General features: G+C 43.5%; 18 protein-coding genes and 1 pseudogene. 2 read left to right on the top strand and 17 right to left on the bottom strand.

Translation table 11 applies throughout. The annotated features are described in order from the left end of the window. Window positions 1-35: 35 nt before the first annotated feature. On the bottom strand, window positions 36-2303 hold the full coding sequence (gene yicI, locus HPK16_RS04880; RefSeq protein WP_181675884.1) for an alpha-xylosidase: 2268 nt from the start codon (window positions 2301-2303) through the stop codon (window positions 36-38). A gap of 146 nt (window positions 2304-2449) precedes the next feature. Here yicI and HPK16_RS04875 point away from each other — a divergent pair, with 146 nt between their 5' ends. Continuing rightward, a complete protein-coding gene (locus HPK16_RS04875; protein ID WP_181675883.1) occupies window positions 2450-3604 on the top strand; it encodes an ROK family transcriptional regulator in 1155 nt (384 codons plus the stop codon). 263 nt (window positions 3605-3867) lie between these two features. Here the strand turns inward: HPK16_RS04875 and HPK16_RS04870 are convergent, their stop codons facing one another. The 6 genes and pseudogenes from HPK16_RS04870 to HPK16_RS04845 all read right to left on the bottom strand — a co-directional run bounded on the left by HPK16_RS04870 (window position 3868) and on the right by HPK16_RS04845 (window position 9399). Next, window positions 3868-4560 carry a hypothetical protein gene (locus tag HPK16_RS04870; protein WP_181675882.1) on the bottom strand — a complete coding sequence of 231 codons (693 nt, stop codon included), beginning with the start codon at window positions 4558-4560 and terminating at the stop codon, window positions 3868-3870. Between the two features lie 17 nt (window positions 4561-4577). Further along, window positions 4578-5978: a deoxyguanosinetriphosphate triphosphohydrolase gene (locus HPK16_RS04865; protein ID WP_181675881.1), complete on the bottom strand. Its 1401-nt coding sequence runs from the start codon at window positions 5976-5978 to the stop codon at window positions 4578-4580. Between the two features lie 496 nt (window positions 5979-6474). After that, window positions 6475-6696 (bottom strand): annotated as a pseudogene (locus HPK16_RS16740) (transposase); the annotation flags it as partial. Between the two features lie 432 nt (window positions 6697-7128). Further along, on the bottom strand, window positions 7129-7584 hold the full coding sequence (locus tag HPK16_RS04855) for an ASCH domain-containing protein (RefSeq protein ID WP_425487920.1): 456 nt from the start codon (window positions 7582-7584) through the stop codon (window positions 7129-7131). Window positions 7585-7602: 18 nt separating this feature from the next. After that, the gene (locus tag HPK16_RS04850; protein WP_181675878.1) at window positions 7603-8955 is read right to left on the bottom strand and encodes an MATE family efflux transporter; all 1353 of its coding nucleotides are present in this window, start codon (window positions 8953-8955) and stop codon (window positions 7603-7605) included. Beyond that, window positions 8956-9399, bottom strand: a complete 444-nt coding sequence (locus HPK16_RS04845; RefSeq protein WP_181675877.1) for a MarR family winged helix-turn-helix transcriptional regulator — start codon at window positions 9397-9399, stop codon at window positions 8956-8958. It lies immediately after the preceding gene. A gap of 140 nt (window positions 9400-9539) precedes the next feature. Here HPK16_RS04845 and HPK16_RS04840 point away from each other — a divergent pair, with 140 nt between their 5' ends. Then, on the top strand, window positions 9540-10412 hold the full coding sequence (locus HPK16_RS04840; RefSeq protein ID WP_181675876.1) for a helix-turn-helix domain-containing protein: 873 nt from the start codon (window positions 9540-9542) through the stop codon (window positions 10410-10412). A gap of 245 nt (window positions 10413-10657) precedes the next feature. Here the strand turns inward: HPK16_RS04840 and HPK16_RS04835 are convergent, their stop codons facing one another. The 10 genes from HPK16_RS04835 to HPK16_RS04790 all read right to left on the bottom strand — a co-directional run bounded on the left by HPK16_RS04835 (window position 10658) and on the right by HPK16_RS04790 (window position 21796). Next, complete coding sequence (locus HPK16_RS04835) at window positions 10658-11053, bottom strand: DUF1398 domain-containing protein (RefSeq protein ID WP_181675875.1); 396 nt, start codon at window positions 11051-11053, stop codon at window positions 10658-10660. Between the two features lie 231 nt (window positions 11054-11284). After that, complete coding sequence (gene pgmB, locus HPK16_RS04830; RefSeq protein WP_181675924.1) at window positions 11285-11947, bottom strand: beta-phosphoglucomutase; 663 nt, start codon at window positions 11945-11947, stop codon at window positions 11285-11287. Next, complete coding sequence (locus HPK16_RS04825; RefSeq protein ID WP_181675874.1) at window positions 11944-13059, bottom strand: glycerate kinase; 1116 nt, start codon at window positions 13057-13059, stop codon at window positions 11944-11946. The genes pgmB and HPK16_RS04825 overlap by 4 nt, the downstream gene beginning before the upstream one ends. Window positions 13060-13080: 21 nt before the next feature. After that, entirely contained in the window at window positions 13081-15264 is a 2184-nt protein-coding gene (locus HPK16_RS04820) for a glycoside hydrolase family 65 protein (RefSeq protein WP_425487922.1), read from the bottom strand. A gap of 5 nt (window positions 15265-15269) precedes the next feature. After that, window positions 15270-16304: a Gfo/Idh/MocA family oxidoreductase gene (locus tag HPK16_RS04815; RefSeq protein ID WP_181675872.1), complete on the bottom strand. Its 1035-nt coding sequence runs from the start codon at window positions 16302-16304 to the stop codon at window positions 15270-15272. Between the two features lie 55 nt (window positions 16305-16359). Next, on the bottom strand, window positions 16360-17151 hold the full coding sequence (locus tag HPK16_RS04810) for a sugar phosphate isomerase/epimerase family protein (RefSeq protein ID WP_181675923.1): 792 nt from the start codon (window positions 17149-17151) through the stop codon (window positions 16360-16362). A gap of 16 nt (window positions 17152-17167) precedes the next feature. Next, on the bottom strand, window positions 17168-18220 hold the full coding sequence (locus HPK16_RS04805; protein ID WP_036060743.1) for a zinc-dependent alcohol dehydrogenase: 1053 nt from the start codon (window positions 18218-18220) through the stop codon (window positions 17168-17170). Window positions 18221-18801: 581 nt separating this feature from the next. Further along, window positions 18802-19653 carry a carbohydrate ABC transporter permease gene (locus HPK16_RS04800; RefSeq protein WP_036089351.1) on the bottom strand — a complete coding sequence of 284 codons (852 nt, stop codon included), beginning with the start codon at window positions 19651-19653 and terminating at the stop codon, window positions 18802-18804. After that, the gene (locus HPK16_RS04795; protein WP_036060744.1) at window positions 19640-20521 is read right to left on the bottom strand and encodes a carbohydrate ABC transporter permease; all 882 of its coding nucleotides are present in this window, start codon (window positions 20519-20521) and stop codon (window positions 19640-19642) included. Before HPK16_RS04795 ends, HPK16_RS04800 begins: the two co-directional genes overlap by 14 nt. A 15-nt stretch (window positions 20522-20536) precedes the next feature. Beyond that, on the bottom strand, window positions 20537-21796 hold the full coding sequence (locus tag HPK16_RS04790; RefSeq protein WP_220132257.1) for an ABC transporter substrate-binding protein: 1260 nt from the start codon (window positions 21794-21796) through the stop codon (window positions 20537-20539). Between the last annotated feature and the right edge of the window lie 8 nt (window positions 21797-21804).

Raw genomic sequence — 21804 nt, 5'->3', positions numbered from 1 at the left:
GTCGCCCATCTCAACGCGGAGATGGGCTCGATTTTTTATGCTAGTTTGATTGTTTTTTCAGATGTTTGGACTGTTTTTGTACCCGATTCGTGTTGTTTATGCCAGATGACTTCGTAGTTTGCTAAACCTTCTGTGTGAACGGTTATTTCAGAACCGGTATTTTCAACGCGGATTGTCGCTTTTTGCGTGCCGTTCGCTTGGTAAATCACCGTTTCTGCGCTTGTGCTAGCCATTTCAAAACCGTAAACATGGATCGTCGGGTTCTCTGCGTAATCGTATTCCGCGTGATCATCCCGCGAACCGCACACGATAATACTATTTTCCTTCGCCAAAAGCGGGAAACTCATGTAATCGTGATGCTCGCTAACCCACGTGCCACCATCATAAACCTCATCAGTCAGGATATTCGTCCATTTGCCTTTTGGAAGGTAAAATTCGCCGCGACCTTCTTCGTTAAAAATCGGAGCTACGAGCAAATTCTCACCCAGCATATATTGTCGGTCAAGCGTTGCCGCAGCTGGATCTTCCATATACGAAAGCACCATCGGACGCATCATCGGCATACCATCCTTGTGCGCCGTCACCGCCTGTTTGAACAAATACGGCATCAAGCGCATTTTCAGCTTCGTAAATTTCCGCGTCACATCCACCGCTTCCTCATCGAAAATCCACGGCACACGATATTCCACGTTTCCATGATAACGGCTATGCGATGACAACAAACCGAACTGCGTCCAACGCTTGTAAATATCAGGCGTCGCGCCCTCTTCAAACCCGCCAATATCATGACTCCAGAAGCCGAATCCAGATAGCATAAACGATAGGCCACCACGCAACGATTCCGCCATCGAGCTATACGTAGAAAGGCAATCGCCGCCCCAATGAACCGGGAATTTTTGCGATCCAACTGTTGCCGATCTCGCGAACAACACCGCTTCTTGCTCCCCACGTTTCTCCTTCAAAAGATCAAACACGACTTCATTGTAAATATACGCGTAATAGTTATGCATTTTTTCAGGATCAGAACCATCGAAATACTGCACATCAGTTGGAATTCGTTCGCCGAAATCCGTCTTGAACGCATCCACGCCCATGTCCATCAACGCACTCAGCTTATCACGATACCACGCACACGCCGCCGGATTCGTAAAGTCAACAATCGCTTGCCCACCTTGCCACAAATCCCACTGCCACACAGATCCATCTTTATTTTTAATGAAATAACCGTGCTCCTTACCTTCCGCAAAAAGCGCCGACTTTTGGGCAATGTACGGGTTAATCCAAACGCAGATTTTCAAACCCTTCGCCTTCAAGTTCGCGAGCATCTTCTCAGGTTCTGGGAAAACACGACGATCCCACTCAAAATTACACCACTCAAAATCCTTCATCCAGAAACAGTCAAAATGGAACACATCCAGCGGAATATCGCGCTCCTTCATGCCATCAATAAACGAATTTACCGTCGCCTCATCGTAGTCCGTACAAAACGACGTGCTAAGCCATAAACCAAACGACCACGCAGGCGGCAATGCCGGTTTCCCAGTCAAATCCGTATACTTCCGCAAAATTTCCTCCATCGTCGGACCGTAAATAATCATGTACTCCAGCGCCTCACCCGCGACGCTAAACTGATTTTTTGACACGTGCTCCGAACCAACTTCAAACGACACATGTTCCGGATGATTCACAAAAACGCCATACCCCTTATTACTCACAAAAAATGGAATGTTCTTGTACGACTGATCACTACTCGTGCCGCCATCCTTATTCCAAATATCCACCGTCTGGCCATTCTTCACAAAGTTCGTAAAGCGCTCGCCAAGCCCATAAATATTCTCTCCAACGCCCAAATCAAGCCGTTCGCGTATGTAATTCTGATCCGCAGACGTAACGTAACCTTGGCCATTCACATCCGATTTCGTCAAAAACTGCTCATTTCCATAAAAAGATAACGCATAATTTTCCTTATCAATCGCAACTTTCAAATCACCAGCTTGGATTGTAATCGCTTTCTCGTCATCCGTCGTTTTCAGAGCAACTTGCTGCTCATTAATCTCAAATGCAGGCGACTTACGCTCCCCACCATCATGATGCTTCAAACGAACCGTAAACACATCTTCTCGCGGCGAACTAATCTCCGTCGTCATCAAACCAAGATTCAGCGTATCCCCACGCGATTTAATTTTTTTAAAAGGAGCAAAAACGGTAACTGTATCCGCTTTCAAACTATAGTCAAATACTTCTTTCGGATTCTGGATTTCAAAACCCTCTTTTACGAGCCAAATACCATCTGTAAATTTCATCACTGGTCCCTCCTCATCAAGTTAGTTAGCATGATAAACTAACTAACACCATAATAATACGAACGTAACATTTTGTCAAGCGCTTTCTTATTAGACAAAGCCTTCTTTTATCGCTACAATAGATAAGAGAACAAGGGGGTACCACAATGTTTGCAAATCGAACTGGAATTAGAGAAGCCAATGAGCGCATGGTTTTGAGTGTCATCGTTAACGACGGTCCGCTTTCACGCGCGAATCTTTCCGAAAAAATCGGCCTAAACAAAGCAAGTGTTTCCGCCATCGTCAAAAGTCTGATCGAACAAAAACTAATTAAAGAAGTTGGCATCGGCGAAAGTACCGTCCAAGGCGGTCGCAAACCAATTATGCTCGAATTAAATAAAGCCGCGGGTTTCGCGATTAGCGTGGATCTTGGCTACGATTACATAGATACCATGATTCATTACCTAGATGGCACCGTCCGAAATCGTAAGTTGCTTCCCTTCCGAACCATCGAAAAAACAGCAATCACCGCTGATTTAGTCACTATCATCCAAGAAATTACCGCCAAGCTTCCAAAATCACCTTTTGGCATCGTTGGTATGACCATCGCAATTCACGGTGTTGTTCATAATAACCAGATCAACTTCACGCCTGCCTACGATTTCACCGATTTCCCGCTAGCCGAAGCCTTACAAGAACACTTTGACTATCCGATTTTCCTAGAAAACGAAGCGAATCTGCTCGCACTCAGTGAACACGCCAAGCATAGCACATACCACAACCTCGTTTGCATCAGCATTCACGCCGGAGTTGGTGCCGGAATCATCACGAACGACACGCTTTATACTGGCGAAAACGGCCTCAGCGGCGAGATTGGTCACATGATTGTCCTGGCAAACGGAAATCCTTGCACATGCGGTGGTAAGGGGTGTCTTGAAACCTACAGCTCCGAAAAAGTGCTTTTAGATACGTATCGCAACATCACAAAAAATCCGGAAGCTATCATCCCAGACCTATACCGCGCCTATGCTGCGAACGACTCGATTGCTACGAAAGTAATCGAGAATATGTTGGACTACTTAAGCATCGCCGTTCATAATGTCATCACCCTGTATAACCCAAAAGTAATTGCCATTCATAGCGAAATCAGCCGCCTCATTCCCGATTTCCCAGAGCAGATAAAACAGCAATTACCGCATTTGACCACACAAAATATCGAAATCAAAAAAGCAAGTTTGGGTGAAGAAGCGATTTTATTCGGTGCGGCGGTTGTCACAATTTCTAATTTTTTAGAAGTTCCTAAATTTGAATTAAAAAAATAAATACTGTGCTTCTATCTAAATATTGAATGAAGTCTATTGGAAATTGCCATAAACATTTTACTCACGCTACACCACATAAATTCTGTGATACAGGTGTAGCATGGCTAGACAATCTGAAACGTCTATTAGAACAAATTTAAGAAATACTGGCTCAGCACTATATCAAAGATTTTGACATTTCTGCTGGCTAAAAAGAGGTACTAGCCATTGATTTCCTAGCTGGCACCTCGATATTCCACCCGACAATTGACATAGAGCCCAAACTATAAACACATTGTTTGTAACTCATCATCAATATTATTTTTCAACATTTTAGCCTGTCCATAATGATCAATTTGCAGATTGTTTAACTCTTCAGCTAGTTTTGAATCTTTTTCGTAAAAATGTAGATAGCGTTTTATCAAGTTTTCAGACAAACTGTAGTTATACTTTTCTTTAAATACTAATGCTCTCAGCAAATTTAACTTTTCTTGAGGATTTTCTTGTAATACTATATCAATTTCTTTATTTTTTTCTGCCTTTTCAAATACTGTATTGTATAATCTCCCGCCGTTATAGTTATAAGCAATACCATCAAGGTTCAAGTATACTGTACTAGTTAAATTCTCAACAGATAGTTCTACTTTATTATTTTTAAAAGCCCAAGTATTATCTAGATACCATAAATCTACTTCTGTTTTTCCAATTTCCACTTTGAATCCGTCAAATCTATTTTTTCTGTAAGCATAGCCAGATCTATAAAAGTAGGATTCTACTTCATCAATATCAATGCTCGAATTTAAAACTATATCAAAATCTCGAGGAACTACTATTTCAGAACTCATATATAAATCACGAATTGCTCCACCAAAAAAAATCAACTCATTTTCATTTGATAATTGACTAACAAAATCAAACACACTTTTATCCTTTTTCAAAACTATGTCTAATTTCTTACCAATATCCAAGCTATTCATGATTCATACCACCTTTCTTAAGGCATCTTTACTCCTAATAATTGCTGATGTAAATTTACGGCGTAAGAATCTGTCATTCCTGATATAAAATCCGTAACTAACTGCAACCTATTATAAAGATTTAAGTCTTTATATTCTAGTTTATATGGCACTCCACTGTCAAATAATTTAGCATACCTGAAATTCTCCGATATAAGATTATACAATTTTTGCTCTTTTGTTTTAGTTTTATCAGTACGCTCTATAGTTACAATGGCACCTACGAATAAAGTTAACAATTCTGTAATAACTTTATCTCCTACAAGCTCTAAAGTCAGTACTTCCTTGTTTGAAAAAACAAATTCCCCACATAACTCAGAGCATATTTCCTCTAAATAATTTGCGTTACTTTTTTCTATCAATTTTCCGTCTAAGCCTTTATCCATTATAATATCATAATTATTTTTAAATGTTTCAACTACTTCTTCTATTAAGATTCTCTGAATTGTTATCTTTAAAGTTTGCATTTTTACTAAATCAATTTCTGGAATTTTTCTTTCATCAAGGGTGTTTAAATTTTCTTTTAGTTTTTCATAAAGACTAAAATGGTTTTTTTCTATTTTTGGTAGTATAGCCTTTTCAATTTTTTCCCAAGAAACAGCATTTTTCTTCACAGCATCTTCCAAGTCCGTTGGAAGGTAAGCGATATCATCTGCCGCTTCCATTAGTAATGTCGCTGGATGTTTTCTTTTGCCACCTATTCCTGTGCATTCTTTAATCTTTTCGAATAATTTTTTTTCTGATTGAAAACATCCGAACTTTGGTTTATCTGGATCTAATTCTTCACTTGTAGAGTACCATGGATATTTAGTCAATGCTCCCAACGTACCATACGTAAAGTTAGCTCCATATTCATCACTCAATATTTGTAATTTAGTTAAAATTCTTAGTCCTTGAGCATTTCCTTCAAAATAAAGAAAATCTTTTTTTTCTTCATCACTCATCTCTAAATTTTTAGACTTTAACGATTCAAACTCTGACGATTCAAACCACTTTTTAAACCACTTTCTAATAATATCTTCTCCATAGTGACCAAAAGGAGGGTTCCCCAGATCATGAACTAAACTAGCTGTTTCAACAATTGAAACAAATTCTTTAACTTGCCAAAAATCCTTTAATTTATTTTCTTCACACAACCAGTTCCCTATATTCCAGGCTAAAGATCTCCCAAGAGATGCTACTTCTAATGAATGAGTTAACCTGGTACGAGTAAAATCATTCTCCTGTAATGGAAATACCTGCGCTTTATCTTGAAGCCTTCTAACTGAGGATGAATAAACTATCCTTGAGTAATCTTTATCAAATTCATTATAATAAGAAGTTCCTTTTGAACTTGATTCTCTCTGTCTTTCTTTACATAGTAATTGACTCCATTCCATGTTAATCTCTCCTTTAGTAAATGTACTTTGCTTTAAATTCTTCTTTCTTTTTCATTTTTACAGTGAAAAGTAAACAAACGAAAATTATTCATATCTAATTCAATTTTTATTGGATTTAGAAGCTTTGACTATACACGTAAATAATCCTCTTAATTTGATTTTATCACCAAAATTCTCCACAACTCATTATACATTCAATAAAAAAAGAGCGCAAGGAATATTTTAGCATAACATCAGATACATTTCATACTAGAACAGCTCTAAATACTATCAATACTTAATAATATCAACTCAAAACATTGGAAATTACTCATCAAATAATATTAACTCTATCACTAAAACCTACACCAAATGTGGTTAGACTACCTGCTCGTAAAATTGTTTATCGTAAATTGTCGGCTGGAATGGTGTCAACAATAAAAGACGCTTCGAAAAGTGAATTACCAAACGAATCAATTTCATAACTCCACTTTTATTTTCATAGGAATCTTATTTGTCAAATTAAGCGAGACACATCGGCATGCTGCAGAAAACACTCAATGGGTGTCAAATAGTGCAGCGATTTTCTAGGTAAATTATTTCGAGCCGCAGTAATCTCGTTGACTTCCTGTTGAGAAATCGTGTTAAAATCCATTTGTTTAGGCAAACCGTTTCTTCGAAGAATCCCGTTGGAATTCTCATTGAGTGGACGTTGACAAGGTTTCCCTACATCGGCAAAGAGATTTGAAAATTCGATATTAGTTATTTTTCGGTATTTATCTAAGTCGCATGGGGAGTAGCCATTTCCAATGTTATAAAAGTCATTGTGCCGCAACGCATTCAGATTGTGAAATTGATTCAAACGCTTAGGGAATTGTGAAGCTTTACGCACTTTTTTGAGTCCTGGTTTCTTACGTTCTTTCATATGTTGGTCACAAATCGTTTTTATGAGAACGGTAATATAGCACCACTTGTAGTACTGTACGTAAAGTACCCTGACGGAGTGAGCCAGCTTAACGAGTCTAATTACCCCCGTTCACGTTTAATGAAGCACCACAGTTTCTTAGATTTTCACCATGTAATATTTGTGCATACTTTATTCAGAAAACTTCCATATCCCACCAGATAAGGTCGCATCAAAAAATACTATTCCTAAGACACCCTTGTTATATCACGAAATGTGAACCACTTCAAACCGCTGACATACAAGCAATAAATCAGGTGTAAACGTCAATCCAAATTGCTCTAATTCCGACGTAAAGAACCTCACATGTGCGTCATACCAATACTCATAGCTAAGGTCACCTTCTCCCTCAGACCTCGCAAAATCCTGCGACACCTCATTCATTTTCACAAGTTCTACTTCGGTATAACGGATAATCACTAATGGTTCATTTTTCCCATCTAAAACGATATTATACTCTCCGACCTCAGGGATTCGCTCGCCTTCGATTTCATGAACACAATGCGCCGCGCATGAAGCCGTTTTAACGCCATCCACTACAAGCGCTCCCAGACGATCTGCCATTTCAGCTCCATAACCAAACGCCCAAGCATCTGGGCAAGCCAAATCTAAGCCATGTTCCTTTGCAAATGCTTCCCAATAAGATGTAATGATTTCAGACATAGTCATCTCCTCCTCTAGTTAAACCATTTCCGGATTCTTAAATAAACCACGCCACGTCCGCAACATGATAATCAAACAAACGGTGAACGCCCCAACATCTGCAAGCGGGAATGCATACCAAACGCCATCCAGTCCCCAGAAATTCGGTAAAATTAAGAGTAGTGGAATCAGGCAAATAATCTGACGCATAAGCGATATCACGAAGGAAATCCGTGCCCGACCAAGCGCTTGATACAAACCACCGCAAACAATCTGGAAACCAATCGTTGGCGCGGCTAACAAGACAATTTGCACCGCATGCGCGCCATCTTTTAGCAATTGCTTATCATCCGTAAAGACGCTGACCAGCAAGTTTGGAAATAACTCTACCACCGCAAAAGCAACGACCGACATCACAGTTGCAGCCACAATCGACATTTTTACAGCTTTCACCACGCGTTTATATTCTCGCGAACCGTAGTTAAAGCCAACAATCGGTTGCATCCCTTGTGTCACACCATTAATCGGCATAATCATGAACGACGCGATTCTGTTCGCCACGCCATACGCCGCAATCGCCATCGTCCCACCATGAATGTTCAGCATCCAGTTGACCGAAATCGACACGATACTCCCAGCTGACATCATGATAAACGACGGGAAACCAATCGCCATAATGCTCCCCGATAATTTCCAGTCAATATGGAAGCGGAATCCTTTTAACGTCAGCGAACTTTTGCCAGATAGGAAGTAAATTAACAACCAAATCGCGCCAACCGCCTGCGCTATCAATGTCGCAAAAGCCGAGCCTCGAATTCCCATATCCAACCCCATAATAAAAATCGGATTCAAAATCATATTCAAAACGGCCGAAATAATCATCGTCAACATCGCTATTTTCGCATTTCCCTCCGAACGAACAATGTTATTCATCGCCATCGCAAAGGTTTGAAACACCGAGCCCAACAGCAAAATTTGCAAGAAATCCTTCGCGTACTGGTGAATCTCCGGCGTCGCGCCAAACATTGTCACCAGTGGATCAAGGAAAATGAACGTGATAATCGCCAGCACCAAGCTTGAGATGACAACCAGCCAAATCACCTGATGGTATACCCGATTTGCTTCCTCACCTTTTCCTGCGCCAAGTGCCCGCGAAATAATCGATGCACCACCAATCCCGAACATCGCCGCCATCGCCATCATAATCATTTGAACCGGAAACGCGATCGAAAGTGCCGCCACCCCAAGGGATCCAACGCCCCGCGCCACGAAAATCGTATCGACAATATTGTACATACCCATCACAAACATCCCGATAAAAGCAGGAACCGATAGGCGCCACATCAAAGAACCAATTTTATCCTCACCTAAGCGCTTACTTTGTTCCTTCATCTACTCACCCGCCTTCTCATGATTTTGCACATTATCCACCATCCGCAACAATAAATGAATCAATTGTTCCTTCTCTTCCTCCGAGAAACCCTCTGTTAAAATATCAGACCAATCCTGCATCGTTTCCTCAATAAAAGGCTGCATCAATCGCCCTTTATCCGTCAAATAAACAATATGTTTACGCTTATCCTGCTGATTCACTTCACGGCGGATCATGCCTAACTCCTCTAATCGCTGAATATGTCTCGCCACATTCGCCTTATCCACCATAAAGCGCTTCACAATCTCATCTTGTGACATAGCACCATAACGATAAAGCGTCGTAATATAGCGTAACTGCCCAACGCCCAGACCATACTTCTTTAACCGATCTAATTTAAATGTATTCCCACACCGATTCACAATGGACATCGATTTTGCCATAATTTCATATTGTTTTACCATGGTATCCTCTTTTCCAACCTCAAAATGGTTGCGTCATCAACTTTATCCATTATACCGAATATAAGTTCCTGCCGCAATCAAATTTGACTTTAACAGACGGTTTTGACACAATAAATATAGTAGAAAGCGAGGCTAGAACCATGCAAATAAAAAAACTGAAAGAGCGCTATCCCGACCTTACATATTCCGAAAAACCGTTAAAAATAAATACAACACACCTCTTCTTTTATGAGAATCCATACTATTTCGCGATCCCAAAGAAAACGCTAACACCAGAAGAAATCACGTTGCTACAAACCCTTTTCCAAGCACCAGCACCCGTTTTCAAAAACGAACGACTCACAGAATGGCATGCTTTACTATTCACGCAGGAAGAGCTGGAAATCCATACAGAGCCGCATTTCTATCGAATTATCCAATTCCAAATCCAATCCGCAGCCCCCTCCAAAAAAACAGTACTCGAATGGCAAAAAGCGTTGGTCAGCTTCTTCGCGCAAGATACCGAAATCCTCATGCTGACCGAAGATTACGGTGTTCTGATTGAAAAAATTGCAGGCTCTTTGCTCGGTGAAGAAGAACTCGACGCCATCGCAACAACGCTTGAAAGTGATTTTTATATCCCGGTTCACTTTTTTATGGGCTTGTTCCACGAGAAAACCGCGCTGCTCCGAGACTTATTTGCCGAGGAACAACGCCTATTCCGCCAAAATTCTAATCAGCTCGTGCAAACCGTCGAATCCAACTGCCTGCCGATGATTGCTGAGCAGTTGACGCACAGCTTGCTGGCACAGGAAATCGGCCAGCTTTTTGAGAAAGACGAGACTTGGAAACCGCTTATTAAAGCACTTTGGGAGCAGCAAGGGAATCTGAGCATGACTGCGAAAGCCTTGTTTATGCATCGCAACACGATTCAATACCGAATCGATAAATTTCAGGAATTGACGAATCTGTCGCTACGTAAGACGGACGGATTGCTGTTTGCTTATCTTAGTTGTCTTTTATACGAAAAATAGAAAAACTCTAGAGCGCCGATTTTTTCATCGGTTTTCTAGAGTTTTATTATGTTACTCCTCACGATTTTGCGGTTTAAAAATAAAAAGTCCAATTCCAAGAAGAATGATACCAATAATCAGCAAATGCATACGCTAATTTCCCCCTCTTCCATGTCCCCTTCGACATTATTACCTTATACCCTTATTTATTAAAATTATGCATATGAAAAAAGAGATTCTCAACTTGAGCCATCTCTTTTTCATGTTTATTTAACGGTAGGAATCGGTTCTTGTAGTAATACCATGTCAGCACCGTCTTCATATGTGACCATCATCTCAGCCAAATCCGAATGCCAAACTGGAACACCCGCCGCGCCTGCCAACTCGCAAAACTGCTCGAAATCAATTTTGCCAGATTGCGCTTGTTTGACTGCGTTCTTTATTCCAATTGCGGATGATTTCGCAGCTACATTTTTCGGTACACCGTTTAATTGCGCTTCGACGTTTGTACCCTCTGCATCCCAGAAAACGTACATTCCAGTTTTAACGAGGTAATCGTATTTCACAACGCCGGCCGCCTTGAAACCTTGCACAACTTTTGGAAAATCTCCTGCGTTTGCCTCACTTGTGGCGACTTGCATGATTGTTTCTTGCGTTAACATTGCTTCTCCTCCTATTTGAATGTTGTTAATTGTGGTGTCGCATAAATCGAATTATTATTGAAAAACAACAACGCTTGGTCAATCTCGCATTTTTTCACGTATGCATGTAAGTCTAGATTTTTATAGTAGCGCAAATCGAGTGCGGATGTGTGTCGGCTGAGCATGATTATTTATTACCCAAACTAAGCAAAAAAGTAGCTCGAAATCCGATTTTCACGCTACTTCTTTATATTAAATTTGGAATACTTTCTGAATCATTGCCAGTGTTAGCTTCGATGTGTCGCTGACTAATTCATCTGTTCCGATGAGACCAGCTCCGACGCCAATCGCTTTCATACCAGCGGATTTAATGGCTTCCACACCAGCTTGTGCATCCTCGATTCCGACCGCGTTCGCAGACTCCACGCCAAGTCCAGCGGCTGCTACTAGGAAGATTTCTGGGTCTGGTTTGGAATGCGTGATTTTAGCAGCATCAGCAAGGTAGTCAAAACTGTCCGTCAAATCGAGCGCTGCCAGAACCATCGGCGCATTTTTAGAAACCGAAGCTAGGGCGATTTTCAAGTTTGCTGCACGAATCGCGTCGAGCAATGGCTTGATGCCAGGCAAGATATCCGCGGGAGACAAATCTTTCAACAACTCCACGTAATGCGCGTTTTTCTTCGCCGCCAATTCCTCTTTTTGCTCCAATGTGAAGTCTTTTTCACGTCCACCTTTTGCTAAAATCAGGTCGAGCGAATCCATGCGGCTGATTCCTTTTAACGTTTCATTGAAGGCCTCGTCGATCTCGATATCAATGTCCGCTGCTAGTTGCTTCCAAGCCAAATAATGAAAGTGCGCGCTGTCTGTGATGACTCCATCTAAATCAAAAATAACTGCTTCTAACTGTCTCACTATATTCTCCCCTTCAGCAGAACCGCCACATTTCGGGCTGTTCGTTCAATATTTTCACGCGTTTTAGGCAAAATTTCAGCGAGCGTTCCAGCTGTTGCAATCGTTGGAAACACCGCATCTATTTTTGGATAAACCGCTTCAATTCCATCTCCAATACTACCACAAATCCCAATTACCGTCGTGTTTTCTGGCGCGCAGTTCGCAACACCAATCGGCGCTTTCCCAAAGACCGTCTGACCGTCCATGCGACCCTCGCCAACTACGACAATATCCGCGTCTGCGCAAGCTTCTTCCATCTTCAACTCCCGCAAAACAAGCTCAATTCCTGGCTCAAATTTTGCACCTGTAAATAGCATCAAACCAGCGCCCATTCCGCCACCAGCACCACTTCCTGGCAACGTGCGTACATCATGCTCAAAAATCGAATAAAAGCCTTGCATCGCGTTATCAATGCTCGCAATCTTGTCCTGCACCAATCCTTTTTGCGGTCCAAAAACAGCAGCAGCCCCGTTCTCACCACAGAGCGGATTCTCCACGTCAGCCGCAATCCGAATCGTTGTTTCCGTGAGCCTCGAATCGAGATCCGTCAGCGAAACCGAGCTAATCGCGCTCAAATTCGCACCAATCGGAGTCTGCTGCTCACCACGTAAATTATAGAATCGCGCGCCAAGTGCCGCAGCCATGCCGATTCCGCCGTCATGCGAGGCACTTCCACCGACACCAATCACGATTTCCCGCACCTTCGCGTCCAGCGCATGCTTGATTAACTCGCCGACACCTGCCGTGCTAACCGCAAGCGGATCACGTTTTGCAAGCGGCACTAAATGCAAGCCGCACGCCTCCGCCATCTCAATAAACGCCCGCGTCCGATCCGCGCTAAATGCCATTTTTGCCGTCACAACTTCACCGAGTGGCCCCGTCACGCGCACTTCCTCCATCACGCCACCAGACGCCGCCGCCAGAATCGCAATCGTTCCTTCCCCACCATCGCCCACAGGCAAAAGCTGATACTCCGCGTCTGGAAATACGCCAGCAAATCCCACTCGAATCGCCTCGGCAACCTCCTGCGCTGTTAAACTTTCCTTATATGAATCTGGGGCAATGACTATCTTCATGATCGCTCTTCCTTCCAAAATTTAAATTTCTAGTCCTGTCGTCATACTGTGCTTCTCACCAAAAATGTGAATCTGAATTGGCGCTGTCGTCTCTTTTGTCACGCGAATTTTATCCGATTCCAGCTCGATTTCCAAGCGCTCCCCGTGCCATACGAATGAGAATGCCAAGCGCTTCCATCCAGCCGGTAGTCGCGGATTCAAATGCAGTTCGCCATCCGCAATCGCCACACCACCAAAACCGAAAATCGCCGATAACCAAATCGCACCAAGCGACGCGGCATGCACACCTTCATCCGTCCCACCAGGAGCCGCCTCCAAATCAATACGGCACGCCTCCTCGAAGAAGCGATACGCCTTATCCTGCTGACCAACCCGATTCGCCACAATCGCATGAATCGCCTTACTCAGCGAAGAATCGTGAATCGTGTGCGCCTCATAATAATCCAAATTCCGCGCCACAATGTCCTCCGCAAACAGATTCGGCATCAAATAAAGCAACATCACGACATCCGCTTGCTTCAAAATCTGCATCTCATTCACTTCCGCCCGCGAATAATCTAGCAAAATCGCCTGAGATCCCTGCCGCGCCTTGTATTCCGTCAAATCAATTTCTGGTTTATCCAAAAACGTATCATCTTGCGGAATCAATTTCGAAGCATCCGCCTGCGGTAAATAAATTTTCCGTAAAAACGCCTCACATAAATCATAAAACGCCGTATGTTTTTGCCCATATTTCGCCATAAAGCGCAACGTCTGGTACACATTTTCGTGCGCCAAATAATTCGTGTACGCGTTATTATCCACATGTTCCGTATACTCGTCCGGACCGATTACATCTAATATAACATATTTCCCGTCCTTTAATACAGCCCTACTTAACCAAAAACGCGCTGTTTCCTGCAAAATTTGCAAACCATCATGCTCCATAAACAGTTCATCTTGGCTCGCCTCATAATAATTGACCACAGCATGCGCAACATCCGCCACGATATGGTGTTCCGCAAGAGCCGACGCCACTTTTTGACGCTTCCCAGTCCGAACGTTAATCGCTGCAAATTCAGGCGTCTCTTCTTCTCCACTAAACGCGCTCTCCCACGGAAACAACGCCCCTTGGTAGCCATTTTTCGAAGCTTTTTCACGCGCCTGCTCCAAATGAAGATAACGATAACGCAACAACTTTCGCGCCTTTTCCGGATGATTATACAAATGAAACGGTGCAATAAAAATCTCCGTATCCCAGAACACGTGACCCTTATAACCCTCACCCGTCAGCCCTTTCGCCCCAACACTAAAACGCTCATCGTGAGCCGGTGTCATCGCTTCCAAATGATATGTTGCAAAATCCAGCGCCAACTGATCAAACGCATTTTCCGACGTCACCTCAACCCGATAATCCTGCCAAAATTCCTGCCAAGAAGCGCGTGATTCCGCCAAAGCTTCGTCATAACTCTTCGCCTCGCGGATTTCACCAAGTCCAAATTCAGCCGGATTATCCGTCTCCAAACTCGTTGCGATAACGCTTACCTTTTCCAGCAAAAATGGCTCATTCGCCACCAACTTCTCATTCACCGTCACGAGTAACTGTCGATTCTTCGCCACGAAACTGCCTGGCGCGCTAATCATCGACGTCACCGTCACATCCTGCCCACTTTGCGTCGTCACATAATCGCCTTGCATCCACGTTTCGCTAAACACACGAAGCGACTTCTCCACCAAATGCTGCGTCCCAAAGTTCGTCTGCTGACCATCAATTCCCGTCCGAATCCGCACATCCGCGTCTCCCGAAAGGCTCGTAATCACAACTTTCGCATACACCTTATGTAATTCCTTCTTACTCACAAAACGCTTCAGACAAAGCTCAAACCGCTTCCCATTCGGATGTTGCCAAACCAATTCGCGACACACCTCGCCCGTCGCCAAATCATAAACTCGTTCAAAATCCAGAACTTCACCGCTATGCATCGAGAAATTCACGCCATCGATTTCGAACTCAAACCGCGTCACATCAGGCAAATTCACCAAATCAGAACTCACTTGCCCTTGCGCTTTATTATAAATTCCCGCTACAAACATGCCACGCGTCTGCTCCGGGTAATCTTCCTCAAATCCCGCGCGAACGCCCATATAGCCGTTCCCAGTCGTCATCAAACTCGCATACGTATCGAAATAATGTGGATCTATTTTACTCTCCCGTAATACACTAATTCTACTCATAAATATACACTCTCACCTTTTTCTGCTGATTCGTAAATCGCCTCAATCAAACGCTGAACCTGATAACCCTGCTCTGCGTCAGCCACCATCACATCCGCGCCAAGCACCCGATCCACAAACGCCTGCATACTTTTTGCATGTCGCTCTTCATCCGCCGTTTCATTCTTCAAAATCGTGACCAATTCACCAGCCCGATCAGTGTAAATCTCCGCCGGAAACAACGTCGCGCCAGCCTCATCACCAAAGAATTCCACATTCAAAACGGAACTTTCCTTCATCTGCAATACAAAAGAAGTCTCCAACTGCAACAAGCCACCATTTTCAAACTCAATAAACGCAAAAACCGCGTCTTCCACATCATATTTTGTAGGATCCCACGTACCAAAAGTCCCTTCCGACTTCTTTGTCCCAATTTTTTGAAACATTTTAGCAGTCACTTTTTTGACATTCGGAAAATCCAACACGTACATCGCCGCGTCGAGCATGTGAATACCAATATCGATCAATGGACCACCGCCCTGCAATGCCTTATTCGTGAATGAGCCCCAACCTGGAACCCCCGAACGGCGCAATGCCTTCGCTTTGGTCATGTAAACCTCGCCCAAAACGCCATCCGCATAAGCCTGCTTCACGTCGCGCATATCCGTCGCAAATCGGTGATGAAAATCGTACGCCAAAACAAGACCACGCTCCACCGCTAAATCACGCATCTGCTGCGCCTCACTCGCCGTCATCGCTGGCGGCTTCTCACACATGACAGCAGCCCCATGTGACAACGCTAACATGACATTATCAAAATGAAACCGATTCGGTGTACAAATACTCACCATATCTGGTTTTTCCGCCTCAAACATCTCGGCTGCATCCACATAACTACGCGCAAAACCATTCTGTTCTGCAAAATCCGCCGCTCGAGTCGCGTCCGGATCAACAACCGCGACCAGCTCCAATTCCTGCGTCCGCGTTTTATAATACGCCGCATGCACCTTCTCAGCCACCTGTCCCGCGCCAATAATCGCCACTTTCTTCACTTCATGTTCCCCCTTTAAATGCTGCCTCCAAATCAGATTTAGAGGCAGCTCATCATTATCTACATAGCTTCAAATGTTCCAATGCATCCCGATACGCTTTTTCCGGATTTTCCGCACGAACTCGGCATTCAAACGTCAAGAATCCGTCATAGCCATCCGCCTTCAACTGGTCGAAATGCTTTTTAAAATCAAGCGATCCACTGCCAGGCTGATAGCGATGATTGTCGGCCACATGCACATGCTCCACCAAATCACGATTCGCGTGAAGTGCCTCCGAAATCCCGTCTTCCTCAATATTCATATGATAAAAGTCCGCGATAATTTTCACATGTTTCAAGTTATTCGTCTCAATATAACGACGCGCATCGCCCAGCAAATTAATCATGTGATCCTGATAGCGATTAAGCGGCTCCAAGAAAATCGTCGTCCCAGTCTCCGCCGCAATCCCGTCCAAATAAACGAGCGACTCACTCACAGCTTTGAAATCACCAGCTTCCGAACGCGGCGAAACCATTGGCGGTAAGCGATACGTGAACATTCCCCAAGCCGCAGGAACTACAATCCCTTTTCCACCAACCTCTTGCAGCGCTTCCAAAATTACCTTGATTTCTTGTAATCCACGTAAACGACGCTCTTCGATAAAATCACCGATCCAGCCGTCATAACCGCCACACGCCGTCGAAACTGGAATTCCAGTCGCCGCAATCGCCGCTTTGACCTCCGCCACGTTTTCCACAAGCAGTTTTCCGTCGATTTCGAAACCTTCAAAACCCATTTCCTTCACGTATTCGAATTTCTCCATGATACCCTCTGGAAAAAATGCTTGATTCTGCGTCCCAATTTTCATCATTGTCCGTCTCCTTTTAAAGTTCGATTCCCATCTTAATACTCAAATCTGGATTCTGATCCACGTACTTCATATAGGCCTGCGCACTCTCGTCCAGACTTACAATCGGATCAATCAAATCCTCACAATCCAAATACCCGTTCATCAAAAGTTCCCAGCACGTTTCCTCAATTCGCTTCCGATTCCAACGCGGATAATCCGGATTCGGCTCACTCGACGCACGCGCAAACACGATTTTGGCATTATTAAAATGCGCCTCGCGTCCCAAATTAAATCCATCTGGAAACGGCTTCGCAAACGCCACATACGAAATAATCCCACCGTACGCAATCCCACGTAGCGCCGCCTCAAGAGCCTGCGAATTCCCACTCGTCTCAATAATCGAGTCCGCACCAAGTTTGCCAGTCAATTTCTTAACCTCAAACCCGACATCCGTCCCAATCGGATTAAAGCAAGCATCCGCACCATGACGCATCGCAATTTCGCGACGATGTTCCAAAGGATCGACACCAATCACGATACTCGCACCAGCCTTTTTCGCCAGTTGAATCGCAATTTGGCCAATCGCGCCGAGCCCAACGACCACGACATAATCGCCCGCACGCACATGCGCCTCACGAACACCACTCATCGCAAACTGCGCTGGATCATAACAAACTGCATTTTTCCAACTCGCGCCCGCAGGCATTTTCCGCAGCTTATAATTATCAACCGCCTTCACGATCACCGTCTCCATAATCGGCCCGTACGAGCAAACCATATCCCCAATCGCGTACTCCGTCACATCCGCGCCAATCTCAACAATTTCGCCGACAACCATGTTCCCGAGCTGAAACTCCCCGAACACAATCCCACGCGCAGAACCTTCCGCGCGCGGCATAAACATATTCCATTCCTCGTTAAACTCCTCATCAATAAACGGGCTCACACCACGAAAATCAACGACCTCCGTACCATGCTTAGGCGACGCAAACTTCACTTGAATCCGCGCCTCATCCTTAGCCAATTCCCGATCCACATATTCCACCAAATCCGCAACCCGCGGCTCCGTAGCAATCAATTTCTTCATCAGTCAAACTTCCTTTCTAAATTCCAAATCCATTTTTATAAAAGTACTTAATCACTGCCTCATTCGCAAAATTAGCCGTCCAATTCTGAGCCAACTCCGTGCCTCCAAACCGTCAGAGCGACGAGAAGCTTTTAGCTTCTAGGCAAAAGTGAGTACCAGGTGCGGAGCGTACTTGCGTACGCCAGCACTGAAACGAAACTTTTAACAATCAAGATGAATGCTCTCAAATCCTTTTCACCCAAATTATTCTTTCACCTACAAACCAACTCCGTGCCTCCAAACCGTCAGAGTGACGAGAAGCTTTTAGCTTCTAGGCAAAAGTGCGTACCAGATGCGGAACGTACTTGCGTACGCCAGCACTGAAACGAAACTTTTAACAATCAAGATGAATGCTTTCAAATCCTTTTCACCCAAATTATTCTTTCACCTACAAACCAACTCCGTGCCTCCAAACCGTCAGAGCGACGAGAAGCTTTTAGCTTCTAGGCAAAAGTGAGTACCAGGTGCGGAGCGTACTTGCGTACGTGAGCACTGGAACGGAACTTTTAACGACGAAGATGAATGCTTCTCGTTGCTCTGACCTAGCCTTTGACGCCGCCGTCGGTTAAATTTCCTTTGATGAAACGTTCTGACAAAGCGTACATAATAACAACTGGCAATGCCGTCACAAGAGACGCCGCCATCATGCGACCCCAAATATAATCTGGTGTACTAAACAGCGTATTCAAGCCAATCGGCAATGTGAACAGCTCTGAATCCGACAAGAAAATCGACGCAAACAGATAATCATTCCAAGCTACCATGAAACAATACACGAATACAGAAACAATCCCTGAGATCGCGAGTGGTACGATAATCCGCAAAATAATCTGCATTCGATTCAAGCCGTCCATCATCGCTGCTTCCTCAATATCCACTGGAATCGTGTCAAAATAACTAATCAACATGAATATCGCAGTCGGCAATGTTTGCACAACCATCGTGATAATCAGCGCCGTTCTCGTGTCATACAATCCAACACTCGAAATAATTTTAAACAACGGCACGATTAACAAAATACCTGAAAACATGTAAACCGTATAAAAACTCGCATTAATCGTTGTCCGCGCCCGGAAACGCAATTTTGACAAGGCATACGCACCTAAAATCCCTAAAACAACTGCAATTCCTGCTGCAACTAACGCAACGATAAAACTATTTTTAAAATACGTCAAAAATGGGAATATATCCGGATTGAAAATATCTAAATAATGCTGAAATGTCCAATCTTTAGGGAAAAATGTTGGCGTTGTTGAAATCGCCTCTTTCGGACTCTTAAACGACGTCATCATCATAATCAAGAATGGAAACAGCGTGAACAAGAGAAATAACACTAAACTCACATAAAAAACAATTTTCTTCGTCCGTTTTGATTTTTTACTACTTACCGCCATTTAAATTCACTCGCTTTCTTGTAACCATGATGACCACAAAGATGATGACAAACAGAATCACCGAAATCGCCGATGCTTTACCTAGATCATTGAATGCAAAGGCTGTTTGATACAGGTAAACCCCAAGAATATTTACTTTGTTTGTTAGCAAGTATACGTCGGTAAACATGTAGAACATCCAAATCGCACGCAAGGTCACAACTGTCGCCAAAACTGGCATGATTGCTGGTAACGTCACAATTTTGAATTTATCCCAAACACTTGCCCCGTCCATTTCCGCAGCTTCATAAAGCGATTTATCCACCGTTTGCAAAATCGCTAAGAACGAAATGAAAGCATACGGGAAATAACGCCAAATCGCGAATAACACGACTAAAATGAAGCTCGAAACAGGGTTATCAAACCAAAGTGGTGCATCCTTCCAAAGATGAAGAATATCGCCACCAACATAGTTGATTACACCATAACTATTGTTAAACATGTATTTCCAAGCAAAAATCAAGGAAATCGACGGCGTCACGTATGACAAAATAATAAGCGAACGCGCCGTTTTCCGGAATCTGAACTCCCGGTTAAAGAATATCGCAACCAGAAGCCCCATTCCTGTACTACCAACTACTACTAGAATCGTATAGCCAAATGTTAAAGCCAATGACTTATAAAATTCAGCATCCGTTAAAATATCAATGTAATTTTGCAAACCGATAAACGTTGAATCCAAATTCGGATTGAGCGGTAACTCTAAAAAGCTAATTTGAATGTTTGAAATCATCGGATATGCCACTAACACAAGTAATAAGAGGATACTAGGCGACAGCAAGGCCAGCGCCATTTTTGCATCCGAGCGTTTATATGCTTTTGTTTTCATAGTGCCTCCTTATTCTTAGTTATTGGATTCGGCCGTGCTCTGCGCTTTTTCAAGCTCTGAATCGACGTCCTTGCCGCCAACCGTCACATTATTCACCATTTTTGCGATAACGCCTGAACTTGTGATATCGCCCATTTTGGTGAAGTTTTTACCGTCAACTAAGCCGAAAATCTGAATATCATCGAACGATTTCGCGATTTCCTCAGACAACGCGCCGAATGATTTCACGACTTCATTGTTTTTGTACGCTGCGTTCTCGATAACGCCTTTATTTACTGGTTGTGCCCCACCTGGAGACATTAGTACCCATTTCGTTTGGTTCTCAGGTTGTGACAAGAACTCCACGAATTTTTTACCAGCATCTTTTTGTGCATCATCCAGACCGTCCGAAAGTGCCAGCGCCGAAACCGTTCCGTACACTGCTTTTTCCTTCTCTTCTGGAATAATAAATCCAACATTACTTGGGTCGCCATCCGTGAATACCGCCGGCAAAATATACGTCGAATACATCGCCATTGGAGCCGTGCCGTTCATAAATGCATCCTTGATTTCCGTTACATCATTCGATCCAGGCATCGTGTATTTCGATAATTCTTGATAAAACGTCAACGCCTGTTTCATTTCTTTCGTATCAATCGTGATGTTGCCCTTCGCATCTAAAACGTTCGCTTCATTGGAAAGCGCAAACTGAGAAAATGCTTGCTCCGCCATCGCGCCTTCTGCTGTAGGAATCGCAATCCCATATTTCTTGTTCGCTTTATTCGTAAAATGCTTCGCGATTGTCAAAATGTCATTCCAATTCTTTGGCTCCTCGAAATTCGCCGCAGCTAAAGCCTTCTTGTCGTACCAAATACCTTGCACCCAACCCGTAAGTGGAACGCCGATATAACTTTTGCCATTCTCAGAACGCACCAAGTTCAGCGCGCCTTCATAATAACTATCCTCGCCAACCTCTTTAATCACGTCTTTGACCGCGTCTTGATCGATCAATTTATCTTTATCCATTACTTTCGCAAAATCTTGACTTACTTCCAAAACTGCCGGCAATTTGCCAGAACGCGCCAACGTTACAACTTTCGTGTTGAACGCATCTTCCTCGACAGGCACTTGCTTCACTTTAATATTCGGATTTTCCTTTTCAAATTTCGCAACTAATTCTTTTATAACATCCAAACGTTCCTTTTCAACCGAGGAATGCATGAATTCAATCGTTACTTCTTTATCATCTGAGCTTCCCGATGAACCGCCACACGCCGCCAAAATCGCACTCAACATTAACACAA

The organism is Paenilisteria rustica, from assembly GCF_013820765.1.
GTDB classification, from domain to species: domain Bacteria; phylum Bacillota; class Bacilli; order Lactobacillales; family Listeriaceae; genus Listeria_A; species Listeria_A rustica.
Note: the sequence above shows the minus strand (reverse complement) of the source record. Positions and strands in the feature narration are given on the sequence as shown.